The 24,075-nt window shown below is 62.9% G+C and carries 16 protein-coding genes and 1 pseudogene; 9 read left to right on the top strand and 8 right to left on the bottom strand.

Annotated features, from left to right (window positions below):
* Positions 1-269 precede the first annotated feature (269 nt).
* The 4 genes from JS536_RS11940 (at position 270) to JS536_RS01355 (ending at position 9,726) form a co-directional block, all read left to right on the top strand.
* Positions 270-1,280: an NUDIX hydrolase gene (locus tag JS536_RS11940; RefSeq protein WP_276310821.1), complete on the top strand. Its 1,011-nt coding sequence runs from the start codon at positions 270-272 to the stop codon at positions 1,278-1,280.
* Entirely contained in the window at positions 1,238-3,625 is a 2,388-nt protein-coding gene (locus tag JS536_RS01375; RefSeq protein WP_214355482.1) for a DUF6049 family protein, read from the top strand. Before JS536_RS11940 ends, JS536_RS01375 begins: the two co-directional genes overlap by 43 nt.
* On the top strand, positions 3,622-7,662 hold the full coding sequence (locus JS536_RS11730) for a lipid II flippase MurJ (protein WP_240544187.1): 4,041 nt from the start codon (positions 3,622-3,624) through the stop codon (positions 7,660-7,662). The genes JS536_RS01375 and JS536_RS11730 overlap by 4 nt, the downstream gene beginning before the upstream one ends.
* An 882-nt stretch (positions 7,663-8,544) precedes the next feature.
* On the top strand, positions 8,545-9,726 hold the full coding sequence (locus tag JS536_RS01355) for an FAD-dependent oxidoreductase (protein WP_214355480.1): 1,182 nt from the start codon (positions 8,545-8,547) through the stop codon (positions 9,724-9,726).
* Between the two features lie 155 nt (positions 9,727-9,881).
* Here the strand turns inward: JS536_RS01355 and JS536_RS01350 are convergent, their stop codons facing one another.
* The 8 genes from JS536_RS01350 to rpmH form a co-directional block, all read right to left on the bottom strand.
* The gene (locus JS536_RS01350) at positions 9,882-11,333 is read right to left on the bottom strand and encodes a ParB/RepB/Spo0J family partition protein (RefSeq protein WP_214355479.1); all 1,452 of its coding nucleotides are present in this window, start codon (positions 11,331-11,333) and stop codon (positions 9,882-9,884) included.
* Complete coding sequence (locus JS536_RS01345) at positions 11,330-12,307, bottom strand: AAA family ATPase (RefSeq protein WP_193852550.1); 978 nt, start codon at positions 12,305-12,307, stop codon at positions 11,330-11,332. The genes JS536_RS01350 and JS536_RS01345 overlap by 4 nt, the downstream gene beginning before the upstream one ends.
* 259 nt (positions 12,308-12,566) lie before the next feature.
* Complete coding sequence (gene rsmG / locus JS536_RS01340; protein WP_214304610.1) at positions 12,567-13,232, bottom strand: 16S rRNA (guanine(527)-N(7))-methyltransferase RsmG; 666 nt, start codon at positions 13,230-13,232, stop codon at positions 12,567-12,569.
* A gap of 268 nt (positions 13,233-13,500) precedes the next feature.
* The gene (locus tag JS536_RS01335; protein ID WP_109055918.1) at positions 13,501-14,025 is read right to left on the bottom strand and encodes a R3H domain-containing nucleic acid-binding protein; all 525 of its coding nucleotides are present in this window, start codon (positions 14,023-14,025) and stop codon (positions 13,501-13,503) included.
* A gap of 137 nt (positions 14,026-14,162) precedes the next feature.
* Positions 14,163-15,176, bottom strand: a complete 1,014-nt coding sequence (yidC, locus tag JS536_RS01330) for a membrane protein insertase YidC (protein WP_109055919.1) — start codon at positions 15,174-15,176, stop codon at positions 14,163-14,165.
* Positions 15,173-15,490, bottom strand: coding sequence for a membrane protein insertion efficiency factor YidD (yidD, locus tag JS536_RS01325; protein ID WP_109055920.1), 318 nt, complete (start codon positions 15,488-15,490; stop codon positions 15,173-15,175). The genes yidC and yidD overlap by 4 nt, the downstream gene beginning before the upstream one ends.
* A 3-nt stretch (positions 15,491-15,493) precedes the next feature.
* A complete protein-coding gene (rnpA, locus tag JS536_RS01320; RefSeq protein ID WP_109055921.1) occupies positions 15,494-15,847 on the bottom strand; it encodes a ribonuclease P protein component in 354 nt (117 codons plus the stop codon).
* Between the two features lie 35 nt (positions 15,848-15,882).
* Complete coding sequence (gene rpmH / locus JS536_RS01315) at positions 15,883-16,017, bottom strand: 50S ribosomal protein L34 (RefSeq protein ID WP_007054596.1); 135 nt, start codon at positions 16,015-16,017, stop codon at positions 15,883-15,885.
* Positions 16,018-16,331: 314 nt separating this feature from the next.
* Here rpmH and dnaA point away from each other — a divergent pair, with 314 nt between their 5' ends.
* From dnaA to gyrB, 5 genes and pseudogenes are all read left to right on the top strand, one after another.
* Positions 16,332-17,834 carry a chromosomal replication initiator protein DnaA gene (dnaA, locus tag JS536_RS01310; RefSeq protein WP_214355478.1) on the top strand — a complete coding sequence of 501 codons (1,503 nt, stop codon included), beginning with the start codon at positions 16,332-16,334 and terminating at the stop codon, positions 17,832-17,834.
* A gap of 850 nt (positions 17,835-18,684) precedes the next feature.
* On the top strand, positions 18,685-19,809 hold the full coding sequence (gene dnaN / locus JS536_RS01305) for a DNA polymerase III subunit beta (protein WP_109055923.1): 1,125 nt from the start codon (positions 18,685-18,687) through the stop codon (positions 19,807-19,809).
* Positions 19,809-20,927: pseudogene (recF, locus tag JS536_RS01300) on the top strand (DNA replication and repair protein RecF); the annotation flags it as partial. The gene dnaN and the pseudogene recF, both read left to right, overlap by 1 nt.
* 281 nt (positions 20,928-21,208) lie before the next feature.
* Complete coding sequence (locus tag JS536_RS01295; protein ID WP_109055924.1) at positions 21,209-21,679, top strand: DUF721 domain-containing protein; 471 nt, start codon at positions 21,209-21,211, stop codon at positions 21,677-21,679.
* A gap of 284 nt (positions 21,680-21,963) precedes the next feature.
* Positions 21,964-24,054: a DNA topoisomerase (ATP-hydrolyzing) subunit B gene (gene gyrB, locus JS536_RS01290; protein WP_109055925.1), complete on the top strand. Its 2,091-nt coding sequence runs from the start codon at positions 21,964-21,966 to the stop codon at positions 24,052-24,054.
* Positions 24,055-24,075 lie beyond the last annotated feature (21 nt).

The raw sequence follows: 24,075 nt of genomic DNA, 5'->3' as shown, positions 1-24,075 counted from the left end.
ACCGTACCCAAGACCAGCTGCTGTATACGTCCGAAACTCCGCGTCATTCCGCCGATTCCGCCGCCGATGCACACGATGGCACTCCGGCTTCCGCCGCGCAATCGCCCAGCGCCGAATCGGATGACGCCGATGCTCGGGCGGCCGCGGCTCCTGTTTCCGCCGCCCGCTCGGACGCCCGAAACGACAGGCCGTCCGCATCGCGGTCATCTTCCGATTCATTCGTGGACAGCTCCCCCGCAGCGGCGTCACCACGCCCTCAGGCCCCGGTGATGCCCACGCCGGCGACCGTGTTCGGCATGCGCGCGATGGTGACCATCGCCACCGACAACGGCACCATCGCCGGACAGTCCGACGGCATCGTGGCGGAGGCCGGCGCCGAGGCCATCGTGGCCCCGCATGCCGCCGGTTCGGCCGCGGTCGTGTCCGATTCCGTCGAGAACCCGATTGCCGCCGCGGGACTGCCGGTGCCGCCCGAATCACCGGAATTGCCTGAATCGCAGGCCACCGCGGCAGCGGAACAGGCCGAGCCCAGCGGCCCCACTCCGGCCAGCGTGTTCGGCCGCCGCGGGCAGAACGCGCGCGGTTCTCACCCCGGACAGAACGGCCATAGCAACGGGCAGAACGGCGGCCGCAGAGGCAATCGCAAAGGCACCAATCCGGCGGCACGCATCGCCGCTGCGGCAGCGGCCGCACGATTGGCCGGCTCCTCGCAAGACACGAGGCCCGCAGTCCCCGCTCCGCCCCAGCCTTCGGTCCCCAGCGGCCCCACACCAGCCATGATGCCGCAGCGCCGCACCTCCGACGGCCCCACCACGTTCGCGTCCCTGGATGCCCAGGAACTGCCGGTGGTGCGCGAGTATTCGGCCGGCGGACTGATCTTCGACGACCAGAACCGTGTGGCCATCATCGCCCGTCACTCCCGGTCCGGACATCTCGAATGGTGCCTGCCCAAGGGCCATATCGAAAAGGGTGAGACCCCGCAGCAGACCGCCGTGCGCGAGGTGCACGAGGAGACCGGCATCCTGGGCGAGGTCATCGACTCCATCGCCACCATCGATTACTGGTTCACCGGCACCACGCAGCGCGTGCACAAACTGGTGCATCATTTCGCCCTGCGGCAGACCGGCGGCGAACTGACCGTGGAGGGCGATCCGGACCATGAGGCGGAGGACGCCATCTGGGTGCGGTTCGACGATTTGGACGACGTGCTGAGCTACCCGAACGAACGGAAAATCGCATGGTTGTACGCCAGGAAGAAGAACAGGCAGGCAAACGAGTGAATCTACCCGCAGTATTCCGCCGTCACGGGCTCCTCGCGCGCGTGCTGATCACGATGCTGACCCTGGTGGCGCTGGTGGTGGCCCCGCTTTCCCCCGTGTCTGCCTGGGCGGAGGGAACGGACGATCAGAACGGGTCCAGCGCGACCGCCGATGCCGGCGATACCAGCGACACCAGTAATGGAGACGGTGCCGATGCCGACAGTGGCGACCGTTCCAAGCAATCCCTGACCATCGAGCAGAGCACCGCCGTGGTCACCGATACGTCCGGCTTCCATCTCAAGGTGATGGTGGCCAACAACAGCGACAAGCCCACGGTGTCCGGCACGCTGGAGGTCAGCACCAATGCGCTGCTCACCTTCATCTCCCGCGCGGACATCCAGTCCTGGGCGGAAGGCACCGCGCCGATCCCCACGCCGAACGAGATCGGGCACGTCACGGTGCCGGCGATCCCGGCCGGCGGCACCGTGACGGTGAACCTGGACGTGGCATCGGACCGGCCCGCCCTGCAGGTCATCGAGACATGGGGACCGAAGCCGCTCCTTCTGTCATACATCGTCAACGACCAAATATTGGTCAACCTGACTAGTTTTCTGACCCGCTCGCCGGACGGGCTCAACACCGCGCAGACGCCGGCCATGGGTTTGACGGTGGCCATGCCGCTGACCTCGGATAACTGGCAGGTCAACGCCACCGCCGTCAACAATCTCGTCACGGACAATACCGGCACCGGCGATGCCAAGCAAGGAACGGCCACCAGCAGCGGCAAGCCCGGCACCATCACCAACGGCAAGGGCGAGAACAAAGACGAGAAAGACACGAGCACCAGCAGCCAGCTCATCACCCTGTCCGAACAGGACGAGACGGCCGCCCAGGCACTGGCCCAGGCACTGAACCGCCATCGCAAACTGCAGGTGGTGGCCGATCCGGTGTATCTCAAGGCCTCGGATATCGACCCGGACGTGGCCGGCGTGATGCAGCCCGCCGATTTCGACATCACCACGTACTCCGCGCTGGACAGCGGCAAGTCGTACGCCAAGGCCGGCGTCACGGACGACCAGTGGAGCGCGGACCAGTCGCAGACGCTGTACGCCGACGAGGAGGGCGAGGACACGCAGTCCGCCGCCAAGACCAGCACGTATGCCTGGCAGGGCAATGCCGGCTGGTCGCTGGATGCCCTGACCAAGGCCAGCGAACAGGGGTACTCCACGGTGATCGCGGACGCCTCGTTCGACAGTGAACAGTCGGACACCGTGCACACCGGCACCTACGTGGTGAACACGGACGCCGGCGACGTGACCGTGCTCAAGGAGCAGGCGGAACTCGGCAAACTGGCCCAGGGCCAGCCCACCAGCAAGGACGCGAACGGCGAGGCCAGCGACGCCGGCCGTCTCGCACGCCTGCTCGCCCAGAGCGCGTTCTACCAGATGGAGCAGCCCTACACGTCCCGCAACCTGCTCATGACCTTCTCCCGCGATAGCTCCGCGGTCTGGATCGATCAGGTGATGGGTGCCCTCGAACAGGCCTCCTGGCTCAATCTCACGGATCTGGAAACCATGGCCAAGGCCGAGCCGTACAGTGTGAGCGACACGGTGAATCTCGACGATTCGGGCAAGTCCCAGGTGTCCGCAGCCCGCACGGCGTTGAAGCAGCTGGCCGGCAGCCGCCAGGACATCATGCGTCTGGCCGGTGCCGTGCTCAAGCACAGCGTGGATTCCGACGACGTCTCCTCGGTGGATATCAGCGCGCTCGACCCGCAGGCGCTGGCCCGGCAGGACGCCGCGGCCACGGCCGCCAGCAACGGCGACCCGACCTCATGGGTGGCCTCGCTGCTCGCCGCGCATGACAGCATGGCCCTGCGCGCGCTGTCCGGTTCGCAGCAGACGGACACCGGCCAGCGCATGACCGTCGCCACCCGCGCGTTGGCGGATACCCTGCTCGGCAAGGTCTCCATCACGCCTTCGGAATCCGTGTCGGTGTTCAGCGAATCCGCGAAGATGCCGGTGACCGTGAGCAACAAACTGCCGTATGCGGTGAGCGTCAAGGTCAATTCGATCACCGATTCCATGCAGATCGTGACCTCGCGCACCACGGACATCGAGATTCCGGCGAACGGCGAGGCCCAGGTCTCGTTCACCATCCGAGTCTCCACTTCCGGCTCCACCGTCGCCCATGTCTCGCTGGCGGATCGTAACGGCCAGGCGTTCGGCAACGTGCAGAACACCGCCATCACCAGCGTGATGCGCATCAGCGACATGAGCGGCTTCATCATCATCGGCTTCGCGGTGCTGCTGGGCATCGTGGGTCTGTGGCGTCAGTTCAACCGTAAGAAGGATCCCGACGAATGAGTTCGACCGTTGGCCGTAATTCCCTGATCATGGCGTCCGGAACCGCGGCCTCCCGCGTGACCGGTCAGCTCCGTACGATTCTCCTGGCCGCCGCGATCGGCACCACCGGACTTGCGGCCAACGCCTATCAGGCGGGATCGATGATTCCGCAATCCGTGTTCACGCTGGTCTCGGGCGGCATCTTCAACGCCGTGCTGGTGCCGCAGATCGTGCGCACGATGAAGGAGAAGGACGCCCAGGAGCGTCTGAACCGACTCATCACGCTGGCCATCGGCCTGCTGCTGGCGATGACCGTGATCATGGCCGCCGCCGCTCCCCTGCTTGCCCGACTGTACGTGGGCAGCAACGACCATCAGATGATGGCGCTGACCACCGCGTTCACGCTGTGGTGCATGCCGCAGGTGTTCTTCTACGGCCTGTATACGGTGTTGGGGCAGATCCTGGCCGCACGAGACCATTTCGTCACCTATGCGTGGAGCTCCACGGGTGCGAACGTGATCAGCTGCGCCGGCTTCACGGCGTTCATCCTGCTGTTCGGCAAGGCCAACGAGCAGCCGCTCGACTTCTGGACGGCGGACAAGATCGCGCTGACCGCCGGCACCTGGACGCTGGGCGTGGCGTTCCAGGCGCTGATCTTGTTCCTGCCGCTGGCGCGCATCGGCTTCAAATACCGGCCGAGTTTCGGCCTGACCGGCTTCGGCCTCAAGGCCATGGGCCCGGTGGCGCTGGGCTCGCTCGGCGTGGTGATCACCAGCGAGATCACCGGCATCGTCCTGACCCGTGTGGCCACGCTGGCCCCGCAGCGCGCGCATGAACTGACCGGCGCGAGCCTGTTCGACATCGCCGGCAACGCCACCTATCAGAACGCCTACACGCTGTTCGTGCTGCCGTATTCGCTGATCGCCGTATCCGTGTCCACGGCGATGTTCCCGAAGATCTCCCGGTCCGTGGCCGCGCATGATCTCGACGAGGCCCGGCACGACCTGGGCAGCGCGCTGAACAACGTGGGACTGCTCATCATGTTCTTCGCGGCCGCGATGATCGTGTTCCCCGAACCGATCATCCGCGCGCTGCTGCCCTCGGTCTCGATGGACGAGACCATGCTCATCTCCTATGCGCTGATGGCACTGTCCGTCGGCATCCCGCTGGGCTCGGCGTTCCTGCTCATCCAGCGCACGTTCTACGCCTTCGAGGACGGCTGGCATCCGTTCCTGACCGCCCTGATCCAGTACGGCATGGTCACGGTGTTCATCGTCGTCGGCACGCTGATCCTGCCACCCGAGCACTGGGTCACCGGCATCGCCTGCTCCGTCACCCTCGCGGCGTTCCTTGCGATGCCACCCACGATCATCATGCTGCGCAAGCGGTTCGACGGCAGTCTCGGCGGCCGGGCCATCATGCTCACGTACGGCAAGGCCACGCTCGCCGCAGTGGCCGGCGGACTGGTCACCTGGCTCATCAAGAAGCCGATCACCGCGCTGTTCGGCGTGAGCATCCAGCCGACCGGCGGCCATATGGGATGGTTCGCCGCGCTCGGCATCTGCGTGGTGCTCACCATCGTGCTGGCGGTGGTGTACGTAGGTGTGCTGTGGATGCTGCGCACGCCGGAACTGACCGGTGCGGCGCGGATGGTCGGGGCACGGCTCGGACTGGGCCGACGCCGCGGACAGCAGAACGCGCAGTCGCAGGATGTACAGTCGCAGGCACAGGCACAGCAGTCCGCTCAGTCCGCGCAACCGCAGCCGCAGGATGCCGGGGCAAACCAAGCCGTCGCTTCCCCCGCAGAGGACCCGCGGAACCCCAGCAACGAGAGCGAACCGGACGATATTGCAGACGGTGTCTCAGACGATGCCGCGGACCGCTCCGCACAGGGCGTCTCCCCCGCCCGGCCGGCCGAGTCAATCCCCGCGCTTATCCCGTCCACATCATCCTCGGGAACCATTCGCCGGGCCATCCCGACGGATAGAATGTCAAAGACACTTTCGAAGAACATCACCAACAACCATACGGAGCCGGACGAGCTTATGAAACCGCATCTGGGAGATACCATTCTCAATCGATACACGCTGGTGTCCTCGTTGCGCGAGGAACCCGGCATCGAGGCATGGAAGGCGAACGACCGCGTGCTGGCCAAGGACTGCCAGCTGTTCCTCGTCTCCAACAGCCAGGTGCTCACCGCCATCGACACCATCGCCGGCCGTATCGTGGCCACCAAGCCGGAACGTCATACGCCGGTGCTCAAGTACCGCCTGCAGTCCGGCGTACTGCTGGCCGTGATGCCGCTGGACAACGGCCTGTCCGTCACCGATTACCTGACCGGCGCGGGCAACGTGCTCAGCCACGACGCCATGCGTTCTATCATCGGCGAGACGCTGCAGGGCATCCGCCCGATGCTGTCCGGCACGCCCATCAACGTGGCGATCACCACCGACACCGTGCGCGTGACCACCACCGGCGTGGAGATCGCGGACGGTCCGTTCACCCCGATGCTGGCCGATACGCTGGGACTCACCACGCCGCTGGAAAGCGCCGAGCAACTGGCCATCCGTCAGCTTTCCGCACTGCTGTACTCGCTGCTCACGCGCACGCCGAGCGAGACCGAACCGCACTTCGACCTGAACCAACTGCCGCAGGACGCTCCGGGTGAATTCCGCGTGATCCTCAAGCGCGGCCTGAACCTTATCGAGGCCGACGATCCGACCCTGCCGATGGCTTCCCTGGTGGAGCTCGAGGCGCTGCTGGGCGACTGGAAGCCGCTGACCGAGCTGGGTGCGGAGGATATCGCCCTGCCGAACGTGAGCGGTGAATGCTCCATCGCCACCGCACCGCTGTGCCCGGTGGCCGAACCGGACATCAACCCCATTCCGGACGGTCTGGTGAGCAACCAGCAGCTGCCGACCCTGTCCATCGCCACCAGCACCCCCGCCATCGCCCTGCCGCCGAACCCGGCGCAGAAGAACGGTGACGCCGCCGGCGAAGGCGACGCGAACGACGGCCGCCGCCTGTTCGACTTCAACTTCTCCGACGCCTGGCAGAACGAGAACCTGTCCGGCGAGGACACCGGCGACTGGTACAACAGCTTCAATCCCGCCCCTACCACGGCCGTGGGCAATTCCCGACTGACCGTGCCGATTCCTACCGGTTCGCTCAACCCCGAGCAGGCGCCCGGCGAGACCACAAGCCGCATTCCGGTGTATGATGCAGCCGGCCGCGCGGTGGCCCCCGGTGAGGAGTCCCTGCGCGCGTTGGAGGAGGAGCAGGCCCGCATCGCGGAAATCGCCGCGATTCCGCCGAGCTTCGAACCCAAGGATCCACCGAAGCGCACGGAGGGCGATGAGCTGCCGAACGCGCATCTGTTCGGCAAGTTCAGCACCAAGGTCGTGGCCATCGTGGCTGCCGTGCTCGTGGTGATCGCCGCTACGGTCTGGGCCGTGGCCGCCTTCCGCAACAGCTCCGGCAACCCGTCCGACACCACCGGCAAGTCCGTGAGCGAGGGCGAGTGGCCCGAGTTCGACGAAAGCCAGGTTCCGTTCGGTGACGGCACCGGCGCCAGCGCCACGAAGGGCGAGAGCACCGATAGCAACTCCTCGTCCGATTCCTCCTCATCGTCTAGCTCCGACAGCACCAAGAAGAAGAGCACGACGACCAAGAAGACCACGAACGAAGACAAGGATTCGAAGGCCGTTCCCACGCCGAAGCATGTGAACAACACCGCGTACACCATCTCCAGCGCGAACTTCCTGTCCAATCCGGGCGGCCAGTCCGGCTATGCGTACTACATGCATCTCGATCAGGCGCATGACGTGTACCGCATGACGGTGACCATCCGTACCTCCGGCGGCAAGGGCTACATCCGCGCGAACACCACCGGCGACCCGACCCAGGGCGAGCAGGTGGCCGAGTTCACCTTCGCCGAGGGCGGCACCACCGAGATCAAGTTCACCAAGACGGTCAACACCCAGGACCTCATCCTCTGGGTCCCGGTCGATAGCATGCCCCAAAACCAGCTCTACATCGAAAAGGTCGAGGTCTTCTAACCTTCCCCTTTTCCCTCTCACCCAGGCCTGTGGAACCCAAATTCCACAGGCCTTTTTCGTATAGGTCCTTGGCCCCCTCTGTCGAGGGGGCTGTCAGCAAAGCTGACTGGGGGAGAGTAGCAATGCAGGCGAATGCCTGCGGAAAAATCTAGGCTCTGTTAAACCAAGATTGACATGGTCCTTTAATTCTCGGCTCCCCTTGTCAGGGGAGCTGTCGGCGAAGCCGACTGAGGGGTAGTCAGACATGAATTCATGTCAATCTTGGTTTAACAGAGCTAAAACCTATCGGCCACCGGCCGATGCCGCTACCACGGATTGACAGCTATGCTGTATCAATGAAGGATTACAACCCTAATAACGTTGGTAAAGCACGAAGCCTTCGGCGACAGATGACACCTTGGGAACGGAAACTCTGGTATGGATTTCTCAGTTCCTATCCAATCCGATGGCAACGCCAGAAACCCATAGGAAACCGCATCGTAGATTTCTATTGTGCCAAGGCCGGATTAGCCGTGGAGCTTGATGGTGGCGGTCACTATACAACGAGACAGCAGCAGGCTGATGCGATACGCACGAAGGAGCTTGAGGCTGCGGGATTGACCGTGCTACGGTTTGCGAACAATGAAATAGATTTCATGTTCCGTGAGACATGTCAGCGGATTGACAATGCGGTCCGGGAGAGAATGCCATAGACAGGATTCTCAATCATTTGATTGCCCTTCGATAAATCGGCATCGACCTACCGTCGATACAAGTTTTCCGCAGGCTCCGCCTGCTCTGCTACTCTCCCCCAGTCAGCTTCGCTGACAGCCCCCTCGGCAGAGGGGGCCAAGGACTTTGTCTGATATTGCGTAGGGCGGAAGGTCGCATGACAATGTGAGAATGTTTCACGTGAAACATCGCGTCATCATTATCGGTTCCGGTCCTGCCGGATACACTGCGGCCATCTATCTGGGCCGCGCCGGCTTCAATCCTCTCGTCATCACGGGCGCGCTGGCACCCGGCGGCCAGCTCGTCAACACCACGGAGGTGGAGAACTTCCCTGGTTTCCCGGAGGGCATTCTCGGTCCCGAACTGATGGATCGCATGCGCAAGCAGGCCGAACGATTCGGTGCCGAATTCCTTCCCGCCGACGTCGAATCGGTGGAAGCACTTCCCCAGCATGACGACCACCCGCAGTACCGCCTGACCACCTCGGACGACGAAACGCTCGAAACCTCGGCCGTCATCGTGGCCACCGGCTCCAACGTACGCAAGCTCGGCGTCCCCGGCGAAGAGGAACTGTCCGGTCATGGCGTCTCCTACTGCGCCACCTGCGACGGCTTCTTCTTCAAGGACAAGCCCATCGTCGTGGTCGGCGGCGGTGACTCCGCTTTCGAGGAGGCCCTGTTCCTCACCCGCTTCGGTTCGTCCGTCACCCTGATTCATCGCCGAGGCAGCTTCCGTGCCTCGCAGATCATGGTCGAACGCGCCAAAGCCGATCCGAAACTAACGCTCGTCACCAACACCGTCGTCACCGCCATCACAAGCGACGCACCCTCCCCCGCCGCAGCTGACGAAACCAGCACAGCCAACAGCAGTGTGCAGTCCGGCGATCAAGCCCCGTCCGCGCCGTCCATCAAGGCCGCCGGCGTCTCCCTGAATATCGGTGCAGGCGTTGGTCTGACCAAGCCCGGCACGGCCACTATCGACAAGCCGGCCATCACACTCCCCGGTCTCGACGGCAATGCTTTGGGTGGCGGACTACTGTCCGGCTTGGCAAAGCAGCCGCAAAAGTATGTCACCGGCGTCACGTTGCGCAACACCGTGACCGGCGAGGAAAGCACGCTGGACTGCAACGCCGTGTTCGTGGCCATCGGCCACACCCCCGCCACCGATTTCGTGGCCGATGTGGTCAAGCGCGATGCCGACGGCTACATCACCGTGGATGCCGGCAGCACCGTCACCAGCGCCCCCGGCATCTTCGCCGCAGGCGATTGCGTGGACCGCACCTACCGTCAGGCCATCAGCGCCGCCGGTATGGGCTGCCGCGCCGCCCTCGACACCCAGGCTTACCTGGAATAAAAACAATATTCCGTAGCTGATGGGATAGGGGTATGCCTCCCGACCGTAAGCTTGGCCGAACGGCCTTGAGTGTGTCGGGAGGCATACCCCTATTCCATCAGCGTCCAGATACGCTATTCGGCCATATGCTCAGGCCATCAACCGCCAAGACGAGTTCACACCCACTTGGAGTCGCCAGAACCGGACATAGCGGCGTCGCCCTGTCCGGGAACCAACAACTGCAGGATGCGGTCCATATCCTCCGGCGACGAGAACACGATCTCGATACGACCATGCTTCTGTGTGCCCTTGATGGACACCTTGGTGTCGAAGTGGTTCTCCAGGCTTTGCTGGATGGCGGATCCAACCCACGGATTGGTCTTGGAGGTCTTCGGCTTCTTGGGCTGCTCCCCCGAGGCGATCTTCATCGAGACGATCTCCTCAGTACTACGCACGGACAGTCCCTCCGCGATGATGCGGGAGGCCAGCTTATCCATCTCCTCGGGATCGGTCAATCCCAGCAGCGCACGTGCGTGACCGGACGACAGCACACCGGCCGCCACCTTCTTCTGCACCGCGGCAGGCAGGTTAAGCAGTCGCAGCGTATTGGCAATCTGCGGACGGGACTTGGACACCGACTTGGACAGCTGCGCCTGGGTCAGGCCGAACTCGTCGATCATCTGCTGATAGGCTGCCGCCTCTTCCAGCGGATTCAGGGCGACACGATGCAGGTTCTCCAGCAAGGCGTCGCGCAGCATGTCATCGTCTGCCGTGGTCTTGACGATGGCCGGGATGGTCTCCAGTCCGGCGAGCTGGGACGCGCGCCAACGGCGTTCACCCATGATGAGCTCATACGGGCTGTCCATACGTCCGGCGAACGGATTGGCGTTCGACTCCGTATCAGCGGACTGCTGCTCGGCCTTGGCCGCGGCGATCTGATCCGCCGGTCGGCGGCGCACCACGATGGGCTGCAGCACGCCGACTTCCTTGATGGAAGCGGACAGCTCGTTGAGCTCGTCCTCGTCGAAGATGGTACGTGGCTGATGCGCATTCGGCCCGATGTCGGACAGCTTCAGTTCGGCGAGGTAGCCGCCCTCCACCGGCTTCAGCTCCACCGGCTTATCCTCGCCCGACTGCTCGGACGAACCAGTGGAATCCTTCGCATCCTTATCCTTGCCCGCCAACGCCGGCTGAGATGTTTCACGTGAAACATCCTTGCTTTCGTCCGCACGCACGGCATGCTGGGCCGCGCCCGGAATCGGCATGAAGGTATCGATCGGCGTGGTGGCGGCGGGAACGTCCTCACCGCCGAAGAACAGGTCGCTCGGGTGGGCGATCGCGCCGATGCTCGGCATGGAGGCACGCTTGCCCGTGGTCTTCTTCTGATGCTTGCCGGCGGGCTGCTTCGCGGTCGCTCCGGACTCCCCCGCTACGGCACCGGCGTTACCGGACTTCACCGAGTCCTTCACGGCCGATCCCTTCATGGCAGTGGCACTGGCCTTCGCTTCGGCTCCATCATGCTTATCGGTATCCGGCAGCAGTTCCAGTTGCGCGTTGGCATCCTGCTCCCCCGGCAGCGTGGGGAACAATGCACCGAGGCCCTTGCCGAGTCGAGATTTCGATGTCATGAGTTGTTCTTCCTCCTCGCGTCAATGGCGTCGAGCACCTGCTGGGAATGCTTGGCAATCTCCAGAGCGGCCTCGCCGTAGGCGATCGCGCCGATGCCGCGTGGGTCATAGGCGATCACCGACTGCGAGAAGCTAGGTGCCTCGGAGATCTTCACGGAACGTGGAATGGTGGTGTTGAGCACGATGCTCGGGTAGTGTCCCTTGACCTCGCCATACACCTCGCGGCTCAGCAGGGTGCGGCGGTCGAACATGGTGACCAGCATGGTGGACACCAACAGCACCGGATTGAAGTGCGTCTGCACCAGACCGATGGTGTTGATGAGCTGGCCCAGACCCTCCAGTGCGTAGTACTCGGCCTGAATCGGGATAAGCATCTCCGTGACCGCGCACATGGCGTTGATCACGAGCAGACCCAGGCTCGGCGGGCAGTCGATGAACACGTAGTCATAGTGCTTCTCGGACTGGCGCAGATACAGGTCCAGCGCCTCTTTGAGCAGGGTGTTGCGATTGGGCAGGTCCGCCACCTCAAGTTCGGCGCCGCTCAGATCGATGGAGGCCGGCACCACGTCCAGCGTGGCGAAGTCCGGGCAGACCGTCAGCACATCCCCCAGTCCGGCGCGTCCCTCGATGACGTCATACACGGACTTGTCCCCCGAGGCATGCGGCACGCCAAGGGCCGTGGAGGCGTTGCCCTGCGGATCCATGTCGATGACCAGCACCTGCGCGCCCTTGTTGGCCAGCGCGGCGGCGACGTTCACCGTGGACGTGGTCTTGCCCACGCCGCCCTTCTGGTTGGCGACGGCGATGCGACGGGTCTTCGCCGGCTTGGGGAAGACCGCCTGCTTGAGTGCCTCGTAGCGGGAGGATTCGTCGGCGATCTGGTTACCCAGCACGGAACCCTGCCCATCAAAAATACGATGAAGGGTTTCGGAAGCTGTTTCCATCGGTTCCGATTGATGATCCTTCGAGGCCATCGTTCCTCCTTGCACAGACGTATGTTCCAGTGTTCTCATTCGTGTGGACATGGTTTGAGTTATCCACTATTTCGACCCGCATTGTGGATAACTGTGGATAACGTGGACGATTTCCTCGTTATCGCATCCACAAGAGCCCTCTATAACCGTTGATTTTGCAACGTTTTGCGAGTTGTGCACTTCTCCGGCCGAAATTGTGGATAACTTTTCGGCGGACCTGCGATTGTGGATAACTGCCATGCCATGACCGTCTCTCCCCCTATCGCTTGTCCACCAGCACCACATGCGTGGGTTCCAGGCCGGGGCCAACCGGGGCCTCCACCACGCGCGGACGCAGGCCACCGAAACGGGCGATCTCCTTGGCAGCCTTATCGATTTCGGCTTGGGCCGAACGTCCCTTCAATGCGACCAGACGTCCCTGCGACTTCAGCAACGGCAGCGTCCAGCCGGACAGCTTCGTCATCGGTGCCACGGCACGGCAGGTGACCACCGCGAACGGATGCACCTTACGCTTGCGCACGGCGGCAATGACCTCATCGGAGCGGCCACGCACGATCGTCACGTTCTTCAGCTCCAGCAGATCGACACATTCATGCAGCCATTCGATACGGCGCTCCATCGGTTCGATCAAAGTGAACTCATGATCAGGCAGGCAGGCCGCGGCCACCACGCCGGGGAATCCACCGCCGCTGCCCACATCGGCCACGGTCTTGAAGCGCATGCCATCGGTCACCTCGCGCACGTACGGCACGATGGCGGCCGAGTTCAGGATATGCCGCTCCCAGATGATGTCCACGTCACGAGGTCCGATCAGGCCACGCGGCTCCCCCTCTTCGGCGAGCTTGGCATGAAAACGTTCGAGCTGAGGCAGTGCGTCACCCAGCACTTCGGCCAGTACCGGCGAACCGGTCAGCTGATCCGTCATAGCCATTCCCCTTGTCGTCCTTGTTTCACGTGAAACATCCGGCTTATCCGTACCACGTATCCAGGTATTCGGCATGGAAAAGGCGCCGTGCCTTACGACGCCATCTCCATCATCCGAATACTTCACACGCTGATTGACCCGATCCCACACGACCGGCGGATCGGTCGGCGTAACGCCGGTGGATGATCCTCCCTAGTAAACCATCCACCGGCGCAACGCGCCATCCACCACCGTATGTGGGGAATCGGTCAATCAAGTCTTGACTCTATCACTCCTCGTCTTCGAGTTCATCATCCTCGGCCTTGCTCCGCATGTACACCGTCACATAACGGTGCGGCTCTTCGCCATGGGAGCGAGACTTGAGGCCTTCCTCACGCACCACATCGTGCACGACCTTACGCTCGAAGGAGTTCATCGGCTTGAGGTCCACCGGTTCGCCGGTGTCCTTGACCGCGTCGATGGCGTCCAGCGCGATGTCACGCAGACGCTGGCGCTTGCGCTTGAGGAAACCGTCGACGTCCACGATGAGGTGGGAGCGTTCGCCGGTCTTCTGCTGCACGGCCAGTCGGGTGAGCTGCTGCAGGGCGTCCACCACTTCGCCGTTGCGCCCGATGAGGTGCTTGATGTCGGTGTCATCGTCGGCGACGATCTGCACGGTGGGGCGATCGTTGCGCACGCCCATTTCGATGTCGCCTTCGTAGTCGGCGATGTCCAGTAGTCCTTCGAGGTAATCGGCAGCGATGTCAGCTTCCTCGTTGAGCTGATCGATCGTCTTCACATCATCCTGTGCCATATGCCTCTCCTTTATGTCAGGTATGAATTCCAAGTCTAAGCCCAGTCCGCCCGAAACCGGTGGACCGGTGTTGCGGGTGTCCGATGTTTCACGTGAAACATCGGACACCCATCCCCCAGTCGCGCTCCCCTATCGCGCTACTTCTTCTTCCTCTTGCGCACCGGCTGCTGGCGCTGGTAGCCACGCGCGTCCTTGCGCTCGGCTTCCTCCTTGGCCTTGACCAGGGCCTCCTCCTCCAGAGAGGGGCGGCCTTCCTTGGCGCGGCGTGCGTTCTCGATGCGGTGGTCGCGCTTCTCCTTGTCCTCGGCCGCCGGGGAGCCCGGAGTCGGGAAGTAGTAGACCTGCCAGAGCGTACGCACCAGGTTGCACACGTTGTTCGTCAGCCAGTAGACCAGCACGGCGAACGGCATGGTCACGCCGGAGAAGATATACATGACCGGGAAGATCCACAGCATCATCTTCTGCATGGACTCGGCCTGCTTGTTCATCGAGGCGGCGGCCATGTTGCGCTTCATGCTGAAGTACTGCACGAACCACAGGCAGAAGCACATCAGCGCCACGAAGATGCCGATGACGATCTTGCCGCCGAACGCGGCGGAGGTGAAGTTGTCGGTGACGCTCACGATGCCGAACACGTCGGTCTGCGTGAACTGCTTGGCCGTGGCCACGTCGAAGGCACCCAGCGGTTCCTCGCGTACGCCGTTCGCGATGTACGGGATGGCGGACAGCGTGTAGAACATCGCCATGAACACCGGGCCTTGGATGAGCATCGGCAGGCAGGATCCGGCGGGGTTGGCGTCGTTGTCCTGGTAGAGCTTCATCATTTCACGGCTCAGGGCTTCCTTCGAAGCCTGGTCCGTCTTGCCCTTGTACTTGTTCTGGATGCGCTGCATCTTCGGCGCGAGGGCCTGCATCTTGCGCATCGACTTGATCTGCTTGTAGAACAGCGGGAAGATGCACGCCTGCACCACCAGCACCAGGAAGATGATGGCGAGGACCCACGAAACGCCGATCTCGTTCATGCCGAGCAGCACGAAGAAATCATGAACCAGCTTCAGGATCCAGGTCTGCAGCCATTCGACCGGGGTCAGAATCTTATAGAAGAATCCCCAGAAACCGCTGTCCAGAAGGAATTGGTTTGGGTTAGTCATCGATGGGCCTCTCCTTGAGTTGTGGCCAATGGGGTCAGTCGAGGCTCCTCATGGGCCTTCGACCACGAAAATCGATAGAACACGGAATAGCGTTGGGGAACATCGTCGATGCCCCCGCGGCTCCACGGCCTGCAACGCAGCAGACGCAACACGGCAAGCAACCCGCCCTTGAATGCGCCATATCGTTCAAGCGCCTGAATGGCATAATTCGAGCAACTTGGGTAATACTTGCAACAGGGCGGTGTGTTTGCGGAAATGTTGCGCTGGTACCAGCGCACTCCCGCAATCAACACCGCCCTGAAGGAAAAAGCCATGATTCAAGCCGTCTTCCGTGCCACCGCAGCGAAAGCCTTGGCGATCTGCTCGTCCAATGACGAGAAATCCGCGGTCGCGGCGCTCGGCTTGGCGCGCAGCACGATATCGCATTGCTCCGGAAGCAGATGCTCGTGGGCCCGGGCCGATACCCGGAACCTACGCTTCACCGTATTGCGCGTGACCGCTTTGCCAACCGATTTGGATACGGCCAATCCCAGACGTCGGTGATTCGACGTCTGTTCCTCATCGCGAACCGCGCCGGGCACCAGATAGTGCACGACGATATCCTTGCCACCCACCTTGCGCCGGCGCTTGAGCACGGTGACAAAATCACGATGGCTTTGTAGCCGCTCCACCTCGACTATGCCGCTGTGGTAATGGTCCGACCGAATCAGGCGGACAGGGACTTGCGGCCCTTGGCGCGACGGCGGTTGATCACCGCGCGGCCGGAACGGGTGCGCATGCGCAGACGGAAGCCGTGCTTCATGTGACGACGGCGGTTGTTCGGCTGGAACGTCCTCTTCATAATTGCTCCTAGGTCTATTCGGCAACGCTTCGCGCTGCCCTCACGTGAGTCAAGCTATACCAAGCTACCCTCACCCCTAGTCCGAAGTCAAAACGAGAGGGGAGTTTTCACATTTCGACACGGCCCGCGACACGCCGGAGCAACCCGCGAAACGGCGGAAAATCAGGCATTCAGGGCCGAAAGTTATCCACAAATTACATGTATGTTATTCACATTCCAGTGTTTTCAACACGCAACGCGGTGGATAACTTCCCCATATCGGAGTAAACATAGTTAGTTGTATTATCCACGCCAGAGCGAAGAAAGGGCCGACCATGGTGCATACTTCCGGCGACCCTGCCGTCGAGGCCGCTCACATCTGGGCCAACACCCTGACGGTGCTCAAGCATAACTCATCGCTGAGCGCCCGCGAGAAGGGTTGGCTGGAGGGCGTGGTGCCCGAAGGCGTCTACGGTTCGACCATCGTGCTGTGCGTCGACAACAACGTCACGCTGCGTGCGGTCCAGGGCGACCTCAACGGCCCTCTGGTCCAGGCACTCCATACGGCCACCGGCCAGGACATGTTCCCTGCGTTCAAGGTGGTGCCGCATACCGAGCCCGAACGCAGGAAGCCGAACGCGCCGTTCACGATGGAAGCCAATCCGACCGTCGCCGATTTCGGCAAGGAGCCGTTCGGCGGTCCGTCCGCATCCTCCGCCCCCGAGCCGAAGCCGATGGTGCCCCAGTCGGAGCCGCGCTTCCCGGTGGGCCAGCAGAAGATGAACCGGGATCCGGAGACCCATCTCAATAAGAACTTCACGTTCGATTCGTTCGTGCCGGGCGATTCCAACCGGTTCGCCCGTACCGTGGCCTTGGCCGTGGCCGAGGGCTCGGGCCAGGACTTCAATCCGTTGTGTATCTACGGCGGTTCCGGTCTGGGCAAGACCCACCTGCTCAACGCCATCGGCAACTACGCGCTCGTCAAGGACCCCGGTTTGAAGGTCCGGTACGTCACATCCGAGGAATTCACCAACGAATTCATCGACGCCCTGCAGAACCCCAACCAAAGCCAGGGCCAGATCGCCGAATTCAACCGACGCTACCGCCAGGTCGACGTGCTCCTCATCGACGACATCCAGTTCCTCGGCGGCAAGGAAGCGACCCTCGACCAGTTCTTCCACACGTTCAACTCCCTGCACCAGGCCAACAAGCGCATCGTCATCGCCTCCGACGTCGCCCCCAAGAACCTCAAGGGCTTCGAAGCGCGCCTCATCTCCCGCTTCGAATCGGGTCTGACCGTTGACGTCAAGCCGCCGGACCTCGAGACCCGCATCGCCATCCTGAGGATGATCGCGTCGATGAACGGATCCAAGATCCCCAACGACGTGCTCGACCTGATCGCCGAACGCTTCACGGAGAACATCCGCGAACTCGAAGGCGCCCTGACCCGCGTGACCGCCGTCGCCTCCCTGAGCAACCAGCCCGTCACCCGGGCCCTGGCCGAACAGACCCTCCAGGACTTCTTCACCACCGACGTGGAGATCAAGCCCACCGACATCATCGGACAGGTCGCCAAGTACTTCCACCTGACGTTCGACGATCTCGTGGGCCGTTCGCGCACCAAGAACGTGGCCTTGGCCCGCCAGATCGCCATGTACCTCGCCCGTGAGATGACCAGCATGAGCCTGCTCGACATCGGCGAGGTCTTCGGCGGCCGCGACCACACCACGGTGATGCACGCCTACACGCGCGTGAGCGACGAAATGCAGCAGAAGCAGGAGATCTACAACTACGTCATGGAACTCACCGTGCGACTCAAGCAGAACAGCAGCGACTGAGCCGCCCGTTCGCCCGTCTCGTACAATCCGTCTGACAGACCGTTTTCGGCCCTTTTCCGTCCGCGCGATGGAAAAGGGCCTTTTTCGTTCGTCAGAAACGATTCTCCCGGACGCCGATTCTCACCGGTTCGGCGATTTTCAGCACCCGATTGAGAACTCGCTCATTGTTTCCGGCGCCCCTCTCTGGGGGGAGCTGTCGTCGAAGACGACTGAGGGGGAGCAGAGAAGATGCTCACGCGGGACTCCCCTCAGTCACGCTCCGCGTGCCAGCTCCCCTCAGAGAGGGGCGCCAAATTCTCTCGACCCCACCAATCCGACAATTGCAAACCACAGAATCGATCCTGGAGACCGATTTCGGCACTTTGCGCGCCCGGCTCCGAAAAACCCTCGAAAACGGTCGCTGAAAACGATTCTCCCAGCCGGACCGGGTCCGCAACACGCCGTGCGGGAGACGAAAGTGGGGAAAAGTTATCCACATACTTATTCACAAATGTGGGTAAACTCTGCGGATAAGTCGTGGATTACCCACTGTTTTTCAGTGGAAAACTCGTGCATAAATCGGCTTCGAAAGTGGAAAACCAAAATTGGTCGAAGCGCCTGTGGATAAGTCGGCTAGTTATCCACCATCTATGCAGAAGTTATCCACAGTTCTGCAAAAGTTATCAACCGTTATGGCAGTAGGTCTCGACCCCACTTATCCACACTATCCACAGCGCTTATTATGGCTATTACCTACAGTGCTTACGAATTCACCATCGCCATAATAACGCCGGACCAACCGAACGTACTGGACCAAGTCGCCAACCGCTAGAATGTTGCTCAGATCATCCGACGAAGGGAACAATCACACATGAAAGTCGAAATCGATACCGCCGCACTGGCCGATGCCGTCGCCTGGACCTCTCGTGTCATCGATGCACGCCCCTCCAACCCGATTCTGGCGGGCGTCCGCCTTGAAGCCATCGATGGAACGCTGCAGTTCTCGGCCTTCAACTACGAAATCTCCGCCCGTCACCACATCGAGGCCGGCGTCGACGAATCCGGTTCCGCCCTGGTGCTCGGCAAACTGCTCGCCGACATCACCAAATCGCTGCGCAGCGAGAAGACCTACCTCGTCACCAACGAATCGACTCTGACCATCACCTCCGGCAAGTCGACCTTCACCCTGCAGCTCATGCCCGATGCCGAATACCCGGATCTGCCCACCGTGCCGCCGGCGCTCGGCCAGGTCGACACCCCCACGTTCGTGCAGGCGGTGGGCCAGGCGTGCGTCGCGGTCTCCCGCGAGGAGAACCGCCCGGTGCTGACCGGCGTTCGCATGCAGTTCCAGGGCAACAAGGTGGTCATGACCTCCACCGATCGTTTCCGTCTGGCCCGCGCCACCTTCACCTGGACCCCGCAGGATCCGAACGTGGAGACCACCACCCTCGTGCGCGGTTCGCTGCTCAAGGATGTGGCCCGTTCCCTCGACGAACACCAGAACATCCGCCTCGATTTCGACGCCGACTCCCCCACGCTGCTGGGATTCGAGAACGCCGGTCGCGTCTCCACCTCGCAGCTCATCGACGGTGAGTTCCCCGCGGTGGATCGCCTGTTCGCCGACGAATACCCGATCCAGGCCGTGGTCAGCAAGCAGGATCTGCTCGACGCGATCAGCCGCGTGGCCCTGGTGGCCGAGCGCAACGCCCCGATCCGCATGGTCTTCTCCGGCCAGGAAGTGCAGCTTTCCGCCGGTTCCGCCGATGAGGCCCAGGCCAACGAAACACTCGAAGTGGACATGGACGGCGACGACATCACCGTGGCATTCAACCCGAGCTACCTGAAGGAAGGTCTGTCCGCCATCGCCGAACCGTTCGTGCGCATCAAGATGACCACCCCGGTCAAGCCGGTCGAATTCAACGGTCAGCAGGAGGCCGACTCCGACGAATCCATGGACTACCGCTACCTGCTGGTGCCCATGCGCTTCAACAACTGATGTACATCTCCCGTCTCGCACTAGACCACTACCGCTCCTGGAGTCAGGTAGTGGTCGATTTCGTTCCGGGCGTCAACATTCTGGTGGGCCGCAACGGATTGGGCAAAACCAATCTGGTCGAGGCCGTCGAAGTGCTGTCGACCGGGGCGAGCCACCGCACTTCCGGCACGTTGCCGCTCATCGAACGCGGACAGCCGACCGCCACGATCCGCGCGAACGTCGTGTTCGACGACGATCTGTCCGACGAGACCACGTATGAGGCGGCGATTCACGCGCGCGGCGCGAACCGGGCCCGCATCAACTCAGGAAAATCGCTGTATCTGCGCGACATCATCGGCCAGATTCCCAGCGTTTCGTTCACTCCCGAGGACCAGCGGCTGGTCGCCGGCGATCCCGGGGCCCGCCGGGCCATGCTGAACCAGGCCGGGGCGTTGCTGGAACCCGGATATTCCGCGGCTTTGCAGCAATTCACCCGCATCGGCAAGCAGCGGGCGACGCTGCTGAAGCAGATCGGCGCCAATGCGAACGCCGGGGTTCCGGTCGATGCGGCGTTGAGCGGATTGGAGATCTGGACCGGCCAGTTCATCGAGGCCGGCATGGCCCTGACCCGCATGAGGCGGCGGGTGATCGACCTGCTCGCCGAACCGTTCGCCGCGATTTACGGGCAATTGGCCTCGCAGGCCGGCGCGGTACGGCTCACCTATGCGCCCTCGTTCGAGGAGGTGCTGCTGTATGACGATCCGCATCCGGCGATCAGCGAGCATTTCCAACGCATCTACCCCGGCGAGGTGGCGCGCGGCGTGAACCTCATCGGACCGCAGCGCGACGATATGGAATTGGAGCTCGACGGCATGGCCGCGCGCGAGTTCGCGTCGAACGGCGAGATGTGGACCATGGCGTTGGCGCTCAAGATGGCGTTGTTCCAGGTGGTGCGCGAACGGTTGGGTGTCAAGCCCATCGTGATCCTCGATGATGTGTTCGCCCAGTTGGACGACAACCGTCGCCGGCAGATCCTCGATTTCGCCGGCAAGCAGGACCAGGTGCTCGTCACCGTGGCCGCCGAAGGCGATGTTCCCGCACACCGGGACGCGCATCTCATCGACGTTGCGGCCCTGGTCGAACCGGATCCCAACGAACGGTTGGTTTCGGAATTATTGTCCGGTTTGCGAGAAAAGCAAAATGCGAGCTCCGAGTGGGGAGAAGAGGGGTGTGTCGTGGGTGAGAGCGACAGGCCTGCCGCCGAAGCCGATGCATCCCCGGCGTCGAGTTCCGCGGCGGCCGAGCCCGCGGTGGATGACTCTCCGAAGGCCGGTCGGGGCGCCGATATGGAGCCGGGACGAGCCGGTGACGTTGCGGACTCATCGGCGGTCGATGAGAAGACCGTCGGGAAGGATGCGGCATGAGACCGCCGATCGCCGAGGCGCTGCATCTGGATGCCGCAAAACTGCCCGCCGAGGTGTTCGAGCGGCTCTCCCGGCGCGGGGCGCTGCTCAAGGACCGTCGCCGGCGCGAGGAGGAGTCGCTGGAGAACTTCGGCAAGCCCGGCCGCGACCCGGCCGAACTGGGATCGGTCATGACCACCATCGCCGGCAGCGGCGTCTGGGCCTCGAACCTCAAGCTCGCCCAGCTGCGCAACCACTGGGACCAGGTGGTGGGCCCGGCGATCGCCCAGCATTCCGCCGTAGCCGACTTCCGTGACGGCATCCTGACCATCCGCGCCGAATCCACCGTCTGGGCCACACAGCTGACCTACCTCATCCCCCAGCTGACCGAAACCATCCGCCGCAACCTCAAGGGACTGACCATCAACGAGATCCGCGTGACCGGCCCCGCCGCCGGATACACCCGCAAATGGGCCCGTCGCAAATAGCCGATCCTTCCTTTGGCTTCCCCGTCAGCGGGGGGCGGATCGTGGGGCGGGGTTGAACGGCGACCATTCGGCGATGGGAGGGCGGCTTCCCGGCCCGATGGAGCCGTGAATCCTTGAAAAATGCTTCAGAGGCCTCGCTATGGCGCTCGTCGTGTTAGACGAGTAAAATCACATGCAGTATGGTCAAACGGCTGGAAGAGCCCTTTACGAGCCTCCTAAGCCATATCACCCTTGCAAATGACCTTCGTTTGCGAGCTGACCTTGAAGTTACGGAAGGAAGCCTGTTGGCAGACGAAACCAGCAAAGAGGAACAGCTGAAGGCGGCTGACGAGCATATCAACAATGCGGAGCTGACCGAAGGCGAGCTCGACGAATCCATGGCTCCCGAGCACTACGAAGCATCCGATCTGCGCGTGCTGGAAGGCCTTGAGGCGGTGCGCATCCGTCCGGGCATGTACATCGGCTCCACCGGCCCGCGCGGCCTGCACCACCTGGTCTATGAGATCGTGGACAACTCCGTGGACGAGGCCCTGGCCGGATACGCCAGCCACATCGAAGTCACCATCCTGCCGGACAACGGTATCCGCGTGGTGGACGACGGCCGTGGCATCCCCGTGGACGAGGTGCCCGGCGAGGGCGTGTCCGGCGTGGAGACCGTGATGACCAAGCTGCATGCCGGCGGCAAGTTCGGCGGCGGCGGATACGCCGTCTCCGGCGGCCTGCACGGCGTGGGCATCTCCGTGGTCAACGCCCTGTCCACCCGCGTGGACATCGAGGTGCGCCGCCAGGGCTTCCACTGGACCCAGACGTACATCGACCAGCACCCCACTGCCCGCCTCAAGCAGGGCGAGCCGATGGCCGAAGGCGAGTCCACCGGCACGTCCGTGACGTTCTGGCCGGACCCGAAGATCTTCGAGACCACCGTCTACGACTTCGAGACGCTGCGCTCCCGCTTCCAGCAGATGGCCTTCCTCAACAAGGGCCTCAAGATCAGCCTGACCGACCTGCGCGAGCCCGACCAGGCCGGCGACGAGGTCACCGGCGACGGCGTTCCGGACGCCGGCGAGACCAACCAGACCGTCACCTACCAGTACGCCAACGGCATCAAGGACTACGTGGACTACCTGGTCAAGGTGCGCAAGACCACCCCGGTGGAGGACGAGGTCATCAGCTTCGAGGCCGAGGACCTCAAGCTCGGCATCTCCGCCGAACTGGCCATGCAGTGGACCACCGCCTACTCCGAGTCGGTGCACACCTTCGCCAACACCATCTCCACCACCGAGGGCGGCACCCACGAGGAGGGCTTCCGCGCCGCGCTGACCAGCCTGGTCAACCGTTACGCGCGCGAGAAGGGCATCCTCAAGGACAAGGACGAGAACCTCTCCGGCGACGACGTGCGTGAGGGCCTGACCGCCGTGATCTCCGTGAAGCTCACCAACCCGCAGTTCGAGGGCCAGACCAAGACCAAGCTCGGCAACTCCGAGGCCAAGACCTTCGTGCAGCGCGTGATGACCGACAAGCTCGGCGACTGGTTCGACGCCCACCCGGCCGAGGCCAAGAACATCATCCAGAAGGCCATCGAGGCCTCCCGCGCCCGTCTGGCCGCCAAGAAGGCCCGCGAGAACACGCGCCGCAAGTCCATCTTCGAGTCCGCCGGCATGCCGGACAAGCTCAAGGACTGCCAGTCCTCGAATCCGGAGGAGTGCGAGCTGTTCATCGTGGAGGGCGACTCCGCAGGCGGCTCCGCCATCCAGGGCCGCAACCCGATCACGCAGGCCATCCTGCCGCTTCGAGGCAAGATCCTCAACACCGAGCGCGCCAGCCTGGACCGCATGATGAAGTCGGACACCATCGAATCGCTGATCACCGCCGTGGGTGGCGGCTACGGCGAGGACTTCGACATCTCCAAGGTGCGCTACCACAAGGTCATCATCATGGCCGATGCCGATGTGGACGGCGCGCACATCGCCACGCTGAACCTCACGCTGTTCTTCCGCTACATGCGCCCGATGATCACCGCGGGCTACGTGTACGTGGCCATGCCGCCGCTGTACCGCCTCAAGTGGACCAAGGGACCGCACGACTTCGTGTACACCGACGCCGAGCGCGACCGCGTGCTCGCCGAGGGCAAGGCCAAGGGCCGCCAGCTGCCCAAGGGCGAGGGCATCCAGCGCTACAAGGGTCTGGGCGAGATGAGCTACCAGGAGCTGTGGGAGACCACCATGGACCCCGAGCACCGCATCCTGAAGCAGGTGCACATCGAGGACGCCGCGGCCGCGGACGAGACCTTCTCGATGCTCATGGGCGACGAGGTGGAGCCCCGCCGACTCTTCATCCAGCGCAACGCCAAGAACGTCAGCTGGATCGATGCGTGATTGATGATTGGCTCCCCTCAG

It is taken from the genome of Bifidobacterium sp. SO4 (genome assembly GCF_018555355.1).
In the GTDB taxonomy this organism is placed as follows: Bacteria; Actinomycetota; Actinomycetes; order Actinomycetales; family Bifidobacteriaceae; genus Bifidobacterium; species Bifidobacterium miconisargentati.
The sequence above is the reverse complement of the archived record's forward strand: the minus strand, read 5'-3'. Positions and strand labels throughout refer to the sequence as shown.

Bases quoted from the DNA above. Each gene is read 5' to 3' on its own strand.
- JS536_RS11940 (WP_276310821.1), top strand. From the start codon at position 270: ATGCCCACGCCGGCGACCGTGTTCGGCATGCGCGCGATGGTGACCATC.
- JS536_RS01375 (WP_214355482.1), top strand. From the start codon at position 1,238: ATGGTTGTACGCCAGGAAGAAGAACAGGCAGGCAAACGAGTGAATCTA.
- JS536_RS11730 (WP_240544187.1), top strand. From the start codon at position 3,622: ATGAGTTCGACCGTTGGCCGTAATTCCCTGATCATGGCGTCCGGAACC.
- JS536_RS01355 (WP_214355480.1), top strand. From the start codon at position 8,545: ATGTTTCACGTGAAACATCGCGTCATCATTATCGGTTCCGGTCCTGCC.
- JS536_RS01350 (WP_214355479.1), bottom strand. From the start codon at position 11,333: ATGACATCGAAATCTCGACTCGGCAAGGGCCTCGGTGCATTGTTCCCC.
- JS536_RS01345 (WP_193852550.1), bottom strand. From the start codon at position 12,307: ATGGCCTCGAAGGATCATCAATCGGAACCGATGGAAACAGCTTCCGAA.
- rsmG (WP_214304610.1), bottom strand. From the start codon at position 13,232: ATGACGGATCAGCTGACCGGTTCGCCGGTACTGGCCGAAGTGCTGGGT.
- JS536_RS01335 (WP_109055918.1), bottom strand. From the start codon at position 14,025: ATGGCACAGGATGATGTGAAGACGATCGATCAGCTCAACGAGGAAGCT.
- yidC (WP_109055919.1), bottom strand. From the start codon at position 15,176: ATGACTAACCCAAACCAATTCCTTCTGGACAGCGGTTTCTGGGGATTC.
- yidD (WP_109055920.1), bottom strand. From the start codon at position 15,490: ATGGCTTTTTCCTTCAGGGCGGTGTTGATTGCGGGAGTGCGCTGGTAC.
- rpmH (WP_007054596.1), bottom strand. From the start codon at position 16,017: ATGAAGAGGACGTTCCAGCCGAACAACCGCCGTCGTCACATGAAGCAC.
- dnaA (WP_214355478.1), top strand. From the start codon at position 16,332: ATGGTGCATACTTCCGGCGACCCTGCCGTCGAGGCCGCTCACATCTGG.
- dnaN (WP_109055923.1), top strand. From the start codon at position 18,685: ATGAAAGTCGAAATCGATACCGCCGCACTGGCCGATGCCGTCGCCTGG.
- JS536_RS01295 (WP_109055924.1), top strand. From the start codon at position 21,209: ATGAGACCGCCGATCGCCGAGGCGCTGCATCTGGATGCCGCAAAACTG.